The 13,977-nt window shown below is 55.6% G+C and carries 11 protein-coding genes; 9 read left to right on the plus strand and 2 right to left on the minus strand.

Translation table 11 applies throughout. The features are described 5' to 3' along the window. Positions 1-4: 4 nt before the first annotated feature. Entirely contained in the window at positions 5-871 is an 867-nt protein-coding gene (yieE, locus tag HWQ14_RS12490) for a DNA-binding transcriptional regulator YeiE (protein WP_148419856.1), read from the plus strand. A 170-nt stretch (positions 872-1,041) separates the two neighbouring features. Continuing rightward, positions 1,042-2,511, plus strand: coding sequence for an amino acid permease (locus tag HWQ14_RS12495; RefSeq protein ID WP_176609882.1), 1,470 nt, complete (start codon positions 1,042-1,044; stop codon positions 2,509-2,511). 54 nt (positions 2,512-2,565) lie between these two features. Here the strand turns inward: HWQ14_RS12495 and HWQ14_RS12500 are convergent, their stop codons facing one another. Together HWQ14_RS12500 and fghA are read right to left on the minus strand one after the other, a co-directional pair. After that, on the minus strand, positions 2,566-4,551 hold the full coding sequence (locus HWQ14_RS12500) for a ligand-gated channel protein (protein ID WP_176609883.1): 1,986 nt from the start codon (positions 4,549-4,551) through the stop codon (positions 2,566-2,568). Between the two features lie 265 nt (positions 4,552-4,816). Beyond that, entirely contained in the window at positions 4,817-5,644 is an 828-nt protein-coding gene (gene fghA, locus HWQ14_RS12505; protein WP_176609884.1) for an S-formylglutathione hydrolase, read from the minus strand. A 137-nt stretch (positions 5,645-5,781) separates the two neighbouring features. Between fghA and HWQ14_RS12510 the strand changes: the two genes are divergently transcribed. The 7 genes from HWQ14_RS12510 (at position 5,782) to mglC (ending at position 13,975) form a co-directional block, all read left to right on the plus strand. Continuing rightward, on the plus strand, positions 5,782-6,930 hold the full coding sequence (locus HWQ14_RS12510; RefSeq protein WP_176609885.1) for a YbfB/YjiJ family MFS transporter: 1,149 nt from the start codon (positions 5,782-5,784) through the stop codon (positions 6,928-6,930). 102 nt (positions 6,931-7,032) lie between these two features. Then, on the plus strand, positions 7,033-7,701 hold the full coding sequence (gene folE / locus HWQ14_RS12515; protein WP_148419851.1) for a GTP cyclohydrolase I FolE: 669 nt from the start codon (positions 7,033-7,035) through the stop codon (positions 7,699-7,701). 18 nt (positions 7,702-7,719) lie between these two features. Continuing rightward, on the plus strand, positions 7,720-8,877 hold the full coding sequence (yeiB, locus tag HWQ14_RS12520) for a DUF418 domain-containing protein YeiB (RefSeq protein ID WP_176609886.1): 1,158 nt from the start codon (positions 7,720-7,722) through the stop codon (positions 8,875-8,877). Positions 8,878-9,032: 155 nt separating this feature from the next. Next, positions 9,033-10,055 (plus strand): HTH-type transcriptional regulator GalS, encoded by a 1,023-nt coding sequence (gene galS, locus HWQ14_RS12525; RefSeq protein WP_176609887.1) that lies wholly within the window; start codon positions 9,033-9,035, stop codon positions 10,053-10,055. Positions 10,056-10,350: 295 nt separating this feature from the next. Further along, positions 10,351-11,349 (plus strand): galactose/glucose ABC transporter substrate-binding protein MglB, encoded by a 999-nt coding sequence (gene mglB / locus HWQ14_RS12530; protein WP_176609888.1) that lies wholly within the window; start codon positions 10,351-10,353, stop codon positions 11,347-11,349. Positions 11,350-11,428: 79 nt separating this feature from the next. Further along, positions 11,429-12,949 (plus strand): galactose/methyl galactoside ABC transporter ATP-binding protein MglA, encoded by a 1,521-nt coding sequence (mglA, locus tag HWQ14_RS12535; RefSeq protein WP_148419847.1) that lies wholly within the window; start codon positions 11,429-11,431, stop codon positions 12,947-12,949. A 15-nt stretch (positions 12,950-12,964) separates the two neighbouring features. Beyond that, entirely contained in the window at positions 12,965-13,975 is a 1,011-nt protein-coding gene (gene mglC / locus HWQ14_RS12540) for a galactose/methyl galactoside ABC transporter permease MglC (protein WP_176609889.1), read from the plus strand. Positions 13,976-13,977: the final 2 nt, after the last annotated feature.

A 13,977-nucleotide genomic window follows, 5' to 3' on the forward strand; every position in this document is an offset into this window, starting at 1 on the left:
AACTATGCACATTACATTGCGTCAGCTGGAAGTTTTTGCCGAAGTGCTGAAGAGCGGCTCGACGACCCAGGCGTCACAAATGCTGGCGCTCTCGCAGTCTGCCGTCAGCGCGGCCTTAACCGATCTTGAAGGCCAGCTAGGCGTCCAGCTGTTCGACAGGGTAGGGAAGCGGCTGGTGGTGAACGAACATGGCCGACTGCTCTACCCGCGCGCGCTGGCGTTGCTGGAGCAGGCCGTCGAAATCGAACAGCTGTTCCGCGAGGACAACGGTGCGATCCGCGTGTACGCCAGCAGCACGATCGGTAACTATATTCTGCCGGAAGTGATCGCCCGCTACCGCCGGGATTTCCCGACCCTGCCGCTGGAGATGAGCGTGGGCAACAGCCAGGATGTCATCAACGCGGTGATTGATTTCCGCGTGGATATCGGGCTTATCGAAGGGCCATGCCACAACGTCGATATCATCGCCGAACCCTGGCTGGAGGACGAGCTGGTGGTGTTTGCGTCTCCGGCCTCTTCTCTACTGCAGGGCGAGGTCACGCTGGAGCGGCTGGCGCAGGCCCAGTGGATCCTGCGAGAGCAGGGCTCCGGCACGCGTGAGATTGTCGATTATCTGCTGCTCTCGCACCTGCCTCATTTCCAGCTGGGCATGGAGCTGGGCAATTCAGAGGCGATTAAGCACGCCGTACGCCATGGTCTGGGCATTAGCTGTCTTTCCCGACGGGTGATTGCCGAGCAGCTGGAAACCGGATCGCTGGTTGAGATCCCCGTTCCGCTGCCGAAGCTGGTGCGCACGCTGTGGTGCATCCACCATCGGCAAAAGCACCTTTCCAGTTCGCTGCAGCGTTTTCTGCGCTACTGCGAGATGTGAAATCGCCCCTCACCCTGGCCCTCTCCCCAAAGGGGAGAGGGAAAAATTATGCTTTACTTATAATCCTGGCCGAGTCATGAAGCTCTCTTATAACTGAGCATTTCTGCCGGAAGGAACGCAGATCGTCTGCTACAATCGCGCCTCATTTATTGAATGGACAGCATTTTCACATGGTTTCAGAAACTAAAACCACAGAAGCGCCCGCGCTACGTCGCGCACTTAAGGCGCGTCACCTGACGATGATCGCCATTGGCGGATCTATCGGTACAGGTCTTTTCGTTGCCTCTGGCGCAACGATTTCGGCAGCAGGCCCGGGTGGGGCACTATTCTCTTATATCCTGATTGGCCTGATGGTGTACTTCCTGATGACCAGCCTGGGCGAACTGGCGGCCTATATGCCGGTATCGGGTTCGTTTTCGACCTACGGTCAGAAATACGTTGAAGAAGGCTTCGGCTTCGCGCTGGGCTGGAACTACTGGTACAACTGGGCGGTGACTATCGCCGTGGATCTTGTCGCCGCACAGCTGGTGATGACCTGGTGGTTCCCGGACACGCCGGGCTGGATCTGGAGTGCGCTGTTCCTTGCGGTGATTTTCCTGCTGAACTACATCTCCGTTCGCGGCTTTGGCGAAGCGGAATACTGGTTCTCTTTGATTAAAGTGGCAACCGTCATCATCTTTATCGTCGTCGGTGTGGCGATGATCGTTGGTATTTTCAAAGGGGCTGAACCGGCCGGGTGGAGCAACTGGAGCATAGGCGATGCGCCGTTTGCCGGAGGCTTCTCGGCGATGATTGGCGTGGCGATGATTGTCAGCTTCTCCTTCCAGGGCACCGAGCTGATTGGCATTGCGGCCGGTGAATCCGAAAACCCGGAGAAGAACATTCCTCGCGCGGTGCGTCAGGTGTTCTGGCGTATCCTGCTGTTCTACGTGTTCGCGATCCTGATTATCAGCCTGATCATTCCGTACACCGATCCTAGCCTGCTGCGTAACGACGTGAAGGACATTAGCGTCAGCCCGTTCACGCTGGTCTTCCAGCACGCGGGCCTGCTCTCTGCGGCGGCGGTAATGAACGCGGTGATCCTGACGGCGGTGCTGTCTGCGGGTAACTCCGGCATGTACGCGTCCACCCGTATGCTCTATACCCTGGCCTGCGACGGCAAAGCGCCGCGGATTTTCTCGAAACTGTCCCGCGGCGGCGTGCCGCGCAACGCGCTGTACGCGACCACGGTGATTGCCGGTCTGTGCTTCCTGACCTCCATGTTCGGCAACCAGACGGTGTACCTGTGGCTGCTCAATACCTCCGGTATGACGGGCTTCATCGCCTGGCTGGGCATTGCCATCAGCCACTATCGTTTCCGCCGCGGCTACGTCAAGCAGGGCCACGATCTGAACAACCTGCCGTACCGCTCGGGGTTCTTCCCGCTGGGGCCGATTTTTGCCTTCATTCTGTGCCTGATCATCACCCTGGGCCAGAACTACGAAGCCTTCCTTGCGGACACCATCGACTGGGGCGCCGTGACGGCCACCTATATCGGTATTCCGCTGTTCCTGATTATCTGGTTCGGCTACAAGCTGACGAAAGGAACCCGCTTCGTTCGCTACAGTGAAATGGATTTCCCGGAACGATTTAAACGCTAAACGCACTTCCTCTCTTTAAGCCCGCTCATTTGAGCGGGCTTTTTTATGGGCAGATCAGAAGCTGTAGGTCATGCCAACCGTATAGCGACGCCCGTCAAGCACGGTGTCATACGTATCGTAATCAATCTGCTTATCAAGCACGTTATACACACCGGCGGTAACAAGCAGGTTTTTGTTCGCGTTGTAGCGCAGACCGACATCAACCTGAGTGTAGGACGGCGTGCCCTGGGACATTGACGTACGGCTCAGATACTCGGACGTTTTACCGCGAAGGTTCAGACGGCTCCAGAAACCGACGTCGGGCGTCGCCTGCCAGTCCAGGGTGGTGTTGAACATGTGCTTAGGCATTTTGTTCAGCGGCTTGCCGGAGAACTGACCGCTCTTCTGCTCGGATTCGGTATAGGTATAGTTTGCGGTCCAGTTCACATCGCGCGAGATTTTCCAGCCGAACGAGGACTCCACGCCGCGCATGTTGGCTTTGTCCACGTTGACGCGGTCGCTCACGAAATCATAGCTGTGATCGCCAATCGTACAGGCGGGATCGGCGCTGCTGTTACAGCGGCGAACTTCCGTAATCTTGTCCTTGAAGTCGGTATTAAACAGCGTCACGCCGGCATTCAGGTTATCGTTGTTATCCCAGAGCAGGGCGAGCTCTTCGCTGAGGCTCTTCTCTGGTTTCAGATCCGGGTTGCCAACGATGATACCGTCAAGACGGCCGCCACCCGTTACCTGGCCCCAGCTGGCGGAAGACTGACGCAGATCCGGCGCCCGATAGCCAGCCGAAACCCCGCCTTTCAGCGTCCACTGTTCGGCCAGGTGCCATACGCCGTAACCGCGCGGCGTCCAGTTCGTCCCGTAGTTTTGGTCTTTGTCCATACGCAGGCCACCGGTCAACGTAAAGCTTTCCGTCATTGACCATTCATCTTCGGCAAACAGGGCCCAGCTCCAGCGAGTCAGTTTGTTCAGGCCGTCCGCAGCTTCCAGCTGATTGCCCTTGTCGCGCAGTTTCTCATACCGATACTGCCCGCCGAGGGTCAATGTATGATCGCCGAGGAAAATCTGGTTCTGGTTGTTGAAGGTGGTGTTATACGAGCGCATTTTGCGACCTGGGTTATTGGTCTCTTCCTGCTGGATATAGCTGGTGGTATTGAAGTCGTCGTAATACCCGCTGTGGGTTAAGGAGTAAGTTGTATGCTCATAGCGCGAGTCGCTTTTGGTATTTGGCTTACAGGTCGTTCCCCGGCAGGTTTCAGCCGCTTTCGACATCCCTGGCGTGCTGTTTCTGTCCTGAAGCTCACGAGCAAAATCAAGATCGAAATCGTTCTTCTCGTCCGGCGTGAAGTTCAGCGTAATGCCACCGTTACGCATTTTCTGCTCGTTATACCCGTTCACTATCTTATCTTCGGCGCGGCGTGACAAAAGCCCCGTCACTTTTGCGCCCAGCAGGCCGTCAATCAGAGGACCTGAAGCGTAGGCGTTGGTCTGGAAGATGTCGCCGGAATCATGGTTTTCCTGGAAGGTTGCATCGCCATGCAAAGAACCGGTCCAGGCTTTGGTGTTCGAGACTTTTTTGGTAATGACGTTGATGACACCACCCATAGCATCAGAGCCGTAAAGCGAGGACATCGGGCCGCGGATGACCTCGATGCGCTCTATGGACTCCAGTGGCGGCAGCCAGCCTTGTTCAATACCCGAGTTATCGCTGTTTGGGCGGGTGCTTCGCGTACTGACGCGTTTGCCGTTCACCAGAAACAAGGTGTACTGAGATGCCATACCGCGAATGCTGATATCACTGCTACTCCCGCCGCCAGTGACGACAACGCCCGGGACGTCTCTCAGGGCATCGGTAACATCACGGTAGGCTTTATCTTCAATCTGCTGTTTCGAAATAACAGAGATGGAGGCGGGGGCATTCTGGATCTTTTGTTCAAAACCCGTCGCGGTGACGACAACGGTGTCCTGATCGGCTGCGTGAACGAAGGGGGTAAATGTGGCAGCGCCAACGGCGACGGCCAGGAGCTTAACGCGGAGTATTGTCATTTGTACATTCCATATAAAAAGAATAAAACTCCATCGGGATAACCCTGAGAACTGTATGTTTTTGTCTTTTAAGAACTCTTTGAGATGGAGAAGAGCCTGGAATTGTACAAAAGAATGTAGAATTGTAAACACAAATGATAATTGAAATCATTTGTGTTTGATGTAAATAAAAAAAACCGGTCTGGTTTCAAGCGGATAGGATTATGTAAATGAGGGGGAGGGGATAGGCCCGGTATACAGGAGTCTACCGGGCAAAAGGCCGAACTTACCTGAACAAATGCTCCGCATGGAAGCGGAGATGGTCCTCAATAAAGGACGCCATAAAGTAATAGCTGTGGTCGTATCCCGGCTGGATGCGCAGCGTCAGCGGCCAGTCTTTCTGACGCGCCGCTTCGGCCAGCACCGCAGGCTGTAGCTGCCCGGCGAGGAACTGATCCGCATCACCCTGATCGATAAGCATCGGAATCGCGTCTTCCGTCCGGCTTGCCAGCATCAGCGCGCAGCTGTCCCATTCCTGCCATTTTTGTACATCTTCCCCCAGATAGGCCGTAAAGGCTTTTTGCCCCCACGGTACCTGCGTTGGGTTCACGATGGGCGCAAATGCCGACACGCTCGCGTACTTACCCGGATTTTTCAGCGCCATTATCAGCGCGCCGTGGCCGCCCATGGAGTGACCGCTAATCGCGCAGCGCTCGCTCACCGCGAATTCTGACTGAATCAGTGCAGGTAGTTCATCACGGACATAATCATACATGCGGTAGTGGCTCGCCCACGGCTGCTCGGTGGCGTTCAGATAGAATCCGGCGCCTTTGCCTAAATCGTACCCGGCATCGTCCGCCACATCATCCCCTCGCGGGCTGGTGTCTGGCATCACCAGCGCGATGCCCAGCTCAGCGGCAATACGCTGGGCTCCCGCTTTAGTGGTGAAGTTTTCGTCATTGCAGGTCAGGCCTGAAAGCCAGAACAGAACCGGTGGATTTTCCGTCGGTGGGAGGAAAATGCTGAACGTCATGGCGCAGTTCAGGACGGTGGAGTCGTGCCGCCAGCGCTGCTGTCGACCTTCAAAACAACGATGCTCTTCGAGCAGTTCCATGCAGGGCTCCTTATACGGAAGACTATTCATGAAACTCATAATACAGAGTTTTCATTGACCTGTGAGCAACTTTCACTTTCGCAGGACGGCGAGATGTTGCATCATGATTTTACTTTTCTTTAACATTTGGAGCGATCATGGCGCTGCGTATCGCGCTCAGCGGATTTGTGGTTCTGGTCGTGGCGATGGGGATAGGGCGCTTCGCCTTCACGCCTCAGGTGCCGCTGATGATTGCCGCCGGGCAACTCACGCTCACCAGCGCGGGGCTGGTCGCGGCGATGAACTATCTGGGCTATCTGGTAGGCGCGTGGGATGCCATGCGCGCCCATCGCTTCGTTGAAACGCGTCTCTGGCTGGGCATTGGCGGCGCGGTGGCGCTGACGCTGCTCTCCGCGGCGGCAGATAACGCCATCGTTCACGGCCTGCTGCGCTTTGTGATTGGCTGCATGAGCGGCTGGTCGATGGTGCTGATTGCCGCCTGGACCAACGAGCGGCTGGGGCAGCTGGGCAAGCCGGGGCTGAGTGCGGCCGTCTTTGCCGGTCCCGGTGCCGGTATTGCCCTGAGCGGCCTGCTGGCGGTCTATATTCAGGCGAAATCCCTGTCCGCCGGAGCGGCATGGCAAATTTACGGCGTGCTGGCGCTGGTGCTGATTGCGCTGGTGGCCCGGTATCTGCCGCGTGCGGGTCAGCTTCATCGTCCGGGTTCCGCACCTGAACCGCTGCTGCTGACCGCAGATTTAAAGCGCCTGGTCTGGAGCTACAGCCTGGCGGGGTTTGGCTATATCCTCCCGGCGACCTTCCTGTCGCAAATGGCGACCGTGCGCTTTCCCGGCAGCCTGTTTGCCCAGTTTGTCTGGCCGATTTTTGGCGCCGCCTCGGTGGTGGGAATTGCCCTCAGCATCATCCTGCGCCATACCTCGACGTCCAACCGCAGGCTGGCGATTGTCCTGTGGCTACAGGGCGTTGGCGTGCTGGCGGCATGGCTCCTGCCGGGCATTGGCGGTTTGCTGACGGGCGGGCTGCTGGTGGGCGGCGGTTTCCTCTGCGCCGTACAGCTCTCCCTTTTATACGGGCGCGAGCTGGCGCCAGACCACACGCGCTACATGGCGGGACTGCTCACCACCGGGTATGCCATCGGTCAGCTGATCGGTCCGGTCACCTCGGCCCTGTCGACCTGGCTTACCCACCGGCTGGAGCCTGCGCTTGGGCTGGCCGGTATCGCGCTCTTTGTTGCTGGCGGCCTTGTCTGGAATCGTCACGCTGAAAGGCAACAGCAATTGCAATAATTATCGTCGTGAATACTGGATTATGTGCGTCGCCTCACGCACAATGAGCGCACACTTTTGCCACAACGAGGGCAAAAGACGCCACACCTGCAGGAGAAAAGAATGCCATCACTCAGTAAAGAAGCAGCCCTTGTCCATGAAGCGCTGGTTGCGCGCGGTCTTGAAACGCCACTGCGCCCGCCCGTGCAGGAACTGGACAATGAAACCCGCAAGAGTCTGATCGCCGATCACATGACGGAGATCATGCAACTGCTGAATCTCGATCTGAGCGACGACAGCCTGATGGAGACGCCGCACCGCATTGCAAAAATGTACGTCGACGAAATTTTCTCCGGCCTGGACTACGCGAACTTCCCGAAAATTACCGTCATTGAAAACAAGATGAAGGTTGATGAGATGGTGACGGTGCGCGATATCACGCTGACCAGCACCTGTGAACATCACTTCGTGACGATCGATGGCAAAGCGACGGTGGCCTATATTCCTAAAGATACGGTGATCGGCCTGTCCAAAATCAACCGCATCGTGCAGTTCTTTGCCCAGCGTCCGCAGGTGCAGGAGCGTCTGACGCAGCAGATCCTGACCGCGCTGCAAACCCTGCTGGGTACCAACAACGTGGCGGTGTCCATCGACGCGGTACACTACTGCGTGAAGGCCCGCGGCGTACGTGATGCCACCAGCGCGACCACCACCACCTCGCTGGGCGGTCTGTTTAAGTCGAGCCAGAACACCCGCCAGGAGTTCCTGCGCGCCGTGCGTCACCACAACTAAGCAGACAGGGCAGGGACCATGGAGCGAAACGTCACGCTCGATTTTGTTCGCGGCGTCGCCATTCTCGGTATCCTGCTGCTGAATATTAACGCCTTCGGTCTGCCGAAGGCGGCGTATCTCAATCCGGCGTGGTATGGCGACATCACGCGCAGCGATGCCTGGACGTGGGCCCTCCTCGATCTCTTTGCCCAGGTTAAATTCCTTACCCTCTTTGCGCTTCTCTTTGGCGCGGGGCTTCAGCTTCTCCTCAGGCGCGGCACGCGCTGGATCCAGTCGCGCTTAACGCTGCTGGTCATCCTCGGCTTTATTCACGGACTCCTTTTCTGGGACGGCGATATTCTGCTGGCTTATGGCCTGGTGGGCCTTATTTGCTGGCGGCTGATCCGCGACGCGCCCGGCGTAAAAAGCCTGTTCAACACCGGGGTGATGCTCTACGTCATGGGGCTGGCCGTGCTGCTGCTGCTGGGCATGATTGCGGATGGTTCCACCAGCCGGTCATGGACCCCGGACGCGGCGAACCTGCAATATGAGCAGTACTGGAAGCTGAAAGGCGGCGCGGAAGCCATCGGCAACCGGGCCGATATGCTCGGCGATAACCTGCTGGCGCTGGGCGCGCAATACGGCTGGCAGCTGGCGGGAATGATGCTGATTGGCGCCTCCCTGATGCGCACCGGCTGGCTGAAAGGGGAGTTTAGCCTGCGTCACTATCGTCTCACAGGCGCGGGCCTGGTGCTGCTCGGCGTGATGATTAACCTTCCGGCGACGATCGTACAGTGGCATCTTCAGTGGGATTACCGCTGGTGCGCGTTCCTGCTCCAGGTCCCGCGAGAGCTGAGCGCACCGTTCCAGACCGTTGGCTATGCGGCGCTGATCTACGGCTTCTGGCCGCAGCTTTCTCGCCTGTGGATCGTCAGCGCGGTGGCCTGCGTTGGGCGGATGGCGTTAAGCAATTACCTTCTGCAAACCCTGATATGCACCACGCTATTCTATCGATTCGGCCTGTTTATGAAATTCGACCGCCTGACGCTGCTGGCGTTTGTTATTCCGGTCTGGATTGTTAACGTGATGTTTTCCGTCATCTGGCTGCGCTATTTCCGTCAGGGCCCGCTGGAGTGGGCGTGGCGGCAGTTAACCGCGCGTGCGTCGGGTGTATCATTACGTAATACATCCAGATAACGATCTGGATCACAATCATTAACAAAACGGATGTAAGCGTTTTCATCTGTGTGAGCTTCTTCACGTAGTCTCCTTTCTCTCGCTGCCAGAATAGCCACCTTGCTAAACACAGGGGGTGTCTGTGAGTTGCTGCAATTCCTTAAAGGGTGGTGAATATGATCACCATTCGTGACGTCGCCCGCCTGGCGGGTGTTTCTGTTGCTACCGTCTCCCGCGTGCTGAACAACAGCGCGCTGGTCAGCCCTGAAACGCGTGAAACCGTAATGAAAGCCGTGACCCAGCTGGGGTACCGGCCAAACGCCAATGCTCAGGCGCTGGCCACGCAGGTCAGCGATACCATTGGCGTGGTGGTGATGGATGTGTCGGACGCCTTCTTTGGCGCGCTGGTTAAGGCGGTGGACGTTGTCGCCCAGCAGCACCAGAAGTATGTGCTGATTGGCAACAGCTACCACGAGGCGGAAAAAGAGCGTTATGCCATTGAGGTGCTGATCCGCCAGCGCTGCAACGCCCTGATCGTACACTCAAAAGCCCTGAGCGATGAGGAGCTTGCCGGGTTTATGGAGCAGATCCCCGGCATGGTGCTCATTAACCGCATCGTGCCCGGCTATGCGCACCGCTGCGTTGGTCTGGATAACATCAGCGGCGCAATGATGGCGACGCGGATGCTCATCAGCAACGGCCATCAGCGTATTGGCTATCTGGCTTCCAGCCACGGCATTGAAGACGACATGATGCGCCGCCAGGGCTGGCAAAACGCCCTCAAAAAGCAGGGCATTGTGCCGCTGGAGAGCTGGGTAGGAACCGGTTCGCCGGATATGCAGGGCGGTGAAGCGGCAATGGTTGAGCTGCTGGGACGTAATCTTCAGCTGTCGGCAGTGTTCGCCTACAACGACAGCATGGCGGCAGGGGCGCTTACCGCGCTGAAGGACAACGGCATTGCGGTGCCGCAGCATTTATCGCTGATCGGCTTCGACGATATCCCGATTGCCCGTTACACCGATCCGCAGCTGACGACGGTGCGTTACCCCATTGCGTCGATGGCGAAACTGGCGACGGAGCTGGCGCTGCAGGGGGCGGCAGGGCTGCTGGATCCTGACGCAACGCATTGTTTTATGCCGACTTTAGTGCGGCGTCATTCGGTCGCGGTTCGGCAAACTGTGGCTCCGATCACTAACTGATAACATCAGGTGATGTAACCGTTTTCAATCTGTGAGTAAATTCACAGTATCTTAACAAGCCGCTGTCTATGATGTCAGCGTTTTAGGGGCTGAAACATAATGTAACGGTGATTATTCGCTTTTACCGTTACCACCATGCCTCAAACAACGAATAAAACGCATTTCTGGAGCGTTACCGAACACGGAAGCTGGACATTTTATAAGTGAACTTCGGCGATCAGTAACGTTTTATTAACATCTGCCCGCCGACCGTTTTTCACAAGAACTACCCTGCATAAAAAAAACCGGAGATACCATGAATAAGAAGGTGTTGACTCTGTCTGCTGTCATGGCAAGCATGCTTTTTGGCGCAGCAGCGCACGCAGCGGATACCCGTATTGGCGTAACTATCTATAAATACGACGACAACTTCATGTCTGTTGTGCGTAAAGCAATTGAAAAAAATGCTAAAGCGGCGCCAGACGTGCAGCTGCTGATGAATGACTCCCAGAACGACCAGTCCAAACAGAACGATCAGATTGACGTTCTGCTGGCAAAAGGCGTGAAGGCGCTGGCCATCAACCTGGTTGACCCGGCGGCGGCGGGCACGGTTATCGAGAAAGCGCGCGGCCAGAACGTGCCAATTGTCTTCTTCAACAAAGAACCTTCCCGTAAGGCGCTGGATAGCTACGACAAAGCGTACTACGTGGGTACTGACTCCAAAGAGTCCGGTATTATCCAGGGCGATCTGATTGCGAAACACTGGGCGGCGAACCCGAACTGGGATCTGAACAAAGATGGGCAGATTCAGTTTGTGCTGCTGAAAGGCGAGCCGGGCCACCCGGATGCTGAAGCACGTACCACTTACGTTATCAAAGAGCTGAACGACAAAGGCCTGAAAACCCAGCAGCTGGCGTTAGACACCGCAATGTGGGACACCGCTCAGGCGAAAGATAAGATGGATGCGTGGCTCTCTGGTCCGAACGCTAACAAAATTGAAGTGGTTATCGCAAACAACGATGCGATGGCAATGGGCGCAGTAGAAGCGCTGAAAGCGCACAATAAATCCGCCGTTCCCGTGTTTGGCGTAGATGCGCTGCCAGAAGCGCTGGCGCTGGTGAAATCTGGCGCCATGGCCGGTACCGTGCTGAACGATGCTAACAATCAGGCGAAAGCCACCTTCGACCTGGCGAAAAACCTCGCTGACGGTAAAGGCGCTGCTGACGGCACCAGCTGGAAAATTGAAAACAAAATCGTTCGCGTTCCTTACGTGGGCGTAGACCAGTCCAACCTGGCTGAGTTTATCGGTAAATAAGATCTTCGTTTTATCTTCACTGGGCGCAATTCGTTGCGCCCTTTTATAACGCGATATGCGAGGCCAACAAGGTATAATTATGGTCAGCACAGCTACTCAGTCGTCCGGTGAATACTTGTTGGAAATGACCGGCGTTAATAAGTCATTCCCCGGCGTTAAGGCACTCGATAATGTTAATTTAAAAGTGCGTCCTCACTCTATTCATGCGTTAATGGGTGAAAACGGTGCGGGTAAATCAACGTTATTAAAATGTCTTTTTGGGATCTATCAAAAAGATTCTGGCAGCATTCTTTTTCAGGGAAAAGAGATCGATTTCCACTCAGCGAAAGAAGCGCTGGAAAACGGCATCTCGATGGTACACCAGGAGTTAAACCTGGTTCTGCAACGTTCAGTAATGGATAACATGTGGTTGGGTCGTTATCCAACCAAAGGCGTTTTTGTCGATCAGGACAAAATGTATCGCGATACTAAAGCCATTTTTGACGAGCTGGATATTGATATCGATCCGCGCGCGCGCGTGGGGACATTATCCGTATCCCAGATGCAGATGATCGAAATTGCCAAAGCGTTCTCCTATGATGCGAAAATCGTGATCATGGATGAGCCGACATCGTCATTAACGGAAAAAGAGGTTAACCACCTTTTTACCATTATTCGCAAGCTGAAGGATCGCGGCTGCGGCATCGTCTATATCTCACATAAAATGGAAGAAATTTTCCAGCTGTGCGATGAAATCACCATCCTGCGCGACGGCCAGTGGATTGCCACGCAGCCGCTGGAAGGGCTGGATATGGACAAGATCATCGCCATGATGGTTGGCCGTTCCCTGAACCAGCGCTTCCCGGATAAAGAAAACAAGCCGGGCGAAGTGATTCTGGAGGTGCGAAACCTTACCTCGCTGCGTCAGCCGTCCATACGTGACGTCTCTTTCGACCTGCACAAAGGCGAGATCCTGGGTATCGCGGGGCTGGTGGGCGCTAAGCGTACCGATATCGTGGAAACCCTGTTCGGGATCCGTGAAAAATCCGGCGGCACCATTACGCTGCACGGCAAGAAAATCAATAACCACAACGCGAACGAAGCCATTAACCACGGTTTTGCGCTGGTGACGGAAGAACGTCGTTCAACCGGTATTTATGCCTACCTCGATATTAACTTTAACTCGTTAATTTCGAATATCCGTAACTACAAAAGCAAAATCGGTCTGCTGGATAATTCCCGCATGAAGAGTGATACCCAGTGGGTCATTGACTCCATGCGCGTGAAAACGCCGGGCCACCGTACGCAAATTGGCTCACTCTCAGGAGGGAACCAGCAGAAGGTGATTATCGGTCGCTGGTTATTAACGCAGCCTGAAATTCTGATGCTGGATGAACCCACGCGCGGTATCGACGTCGGGGCAAAGTTTGAGATTTACCAGCTGATAGCAGAGCTGGCTAAAAAAGATAAAGGGATCATTATTATCTCTTCCGAAATGCCGGAACTGTTAGGGATCACAGATCGTATTCTGGTTATGAGCAATGGTCTCGTTGCCGGTATTGTTGACACCAAAACGACAACGCAAAACGAAATTTTGCGTCTTGCGTCTTTGCACCTTTAAGATCAGGGGCTCCTCATGAGTGCGTTAAATAAAAAAAGTTTTCTCACTTATCTGAAAGAAGGCGGTATTTACGTTGTTCTTTTAGTATTGCTGGCAATTATTATTTTCCAGGACCCTACGTTCTTAAGCCTGCTGAACCTGAGTAACATTCTGACCCAGTCTTCCGTACGTATTATTATCGCGCTCGGCGTGGCGGGGCTTATCGTTACCCAGGGGACTGACCTTTCGGCAGGACGCCAGGTGGGTCTGGCGGCGGTTATTGCGGCAACCCTGCTGCAGTCGATGGAAAACGCCAACAAGGTGTTCCCGGAGATGGCAACCATGCCGATTTTTGTGGTGATCCTGATCGTCTGCGCCATCGGCGCGGTGATTGGCCTGATTAACGGCATCATCATCGCTTACCTGAACGTGACGCCATTTATCACCACGCTGGGCACGATGATCATCGTTTACGGTATCAACTCCCTGTACTACGATTTCGTCGGCGCGTCCCCCATCTCCGGCTTCGACAGCGGTTTCTCCACCTTCACGCAGGGGTTTGTGGCGCTGGGCAGCTTCCGGCTCTCCTATATCACCTTCTATGCGCTGATTGCGGTGGCGTTCGTCTGGATCCTGTGGAACAAAACCCGCTTCGGTAAAAACATCTTCGCCATCGGCGGTAACCCGGAAGCGGCGAAGGTCTCCGGCGTTAACGTGGCCCTGAACCTGCTGATGATTTATGCCCTGTCCGGCGTGTTCTACGCCTTCGGCGGGCTGCTGGAAGCGGGCCGCATCGGCTCTGCCACCAACAACCTCGGCTTTATGTACGAACTGGATGCGATTGCGGCCTGCGTGGTTGGCGGCGTCTCCTTCAGCGGCGGCGTAGGCACCGTGCTGGGCGTGGTGACCGGTGTGATCATCTTCACCGTGATTAACTACGGCCTGACCTATATCGGCGTGAACCCTTACTGGCAGTACATCATCAAGGGCGCGATTATCATCTTCGCGGTTGCGCTGGATTCACTGAAGTACGCGCGTAAGAAATAAGC

It is taken from the genome of Enterobacter cloacae (genome assembly GCF_013375935.1).
In the GTDB taxonomy this organism is placed as follows: Bacteria; Pseudomonadota; Gammaproteobacteria; order Enterobacterales; family Enterobacteriaceae; genus Enterobacter; species Enterobacter pasteurii.

Coding starts and splice junctions, on each gene's coding strand:
- yieE (WP_148419856.1), top strand. CDS start 5: ATGCACATTACATTGCGTCAGCTGGAAGTTTTTGCCGAAGTGCTGAAG.
- HWQ14_RS12495 (WP_176609882.1), top strand. CDS start 1,042: ATGGTTTCAGAAACTAAAACCACAGAAGCGCCCGCGCTACGTCGCGCA.
- HWQ14_RS12500 (WP_176609883.1), bottom strand. CDS start 4,551: ATGACAATACTCCGCGTTAAGCTCCTGGCCGTCGCCGTTGGCGCTGCC.
- fghA (WP_176609884.1), bottom strand. CDS start 5,644: ATGGAACTGCTCGAAGAGCATCGTTGTTTTGAAGGTCGACAGCAGCGC.
- HWQ14_RS12510 (WP_176609885.1), top strand. CDS start 5,782: ATGGCGCTGCGTATCGCGCTCAGCGGATTTGTGGTTCTGGTCGTGGCG.
- folE (WP_148419851.1), top strand. CDS start 7,033: ATGCCATCACTCAGTAAAGAAGCAGCCCTTGTCCATGAAGCGCTGGTT.
- yeiB (WP_176609886.1), top strand. CDS start 7,720: ATGGAGCGAAACGTCACGCTCGATTTTGTTCGCGGCGTCGCCATTCTC.
- galS (WP_176609887.1), top strand. CDS start 9,033: ATGATCACCATTCGTGACGTCGCCCGCCTGGCGGGTGTTTCTGTTGCT.
- mglB (WP_176609888.1), top strand. CDS start 10,351: ATGAATAAGAAGGTGTTGACTCTGTCTGCTGTCATGGCAAGCATGCTT.
- mglA (WP_148419847.1), top strand. CDS start 11,429: ATGGTCAGCACAGCTACTCAGTCGTCCGGTGAATACTTGTTGGAAATG.
- mglC (WP_176609889.1), top strand. CDS start 12,965: ATGAGTGCGTTAAATAAAAAAAGTTTTCTCACTTATCTGAAAGAAGGC.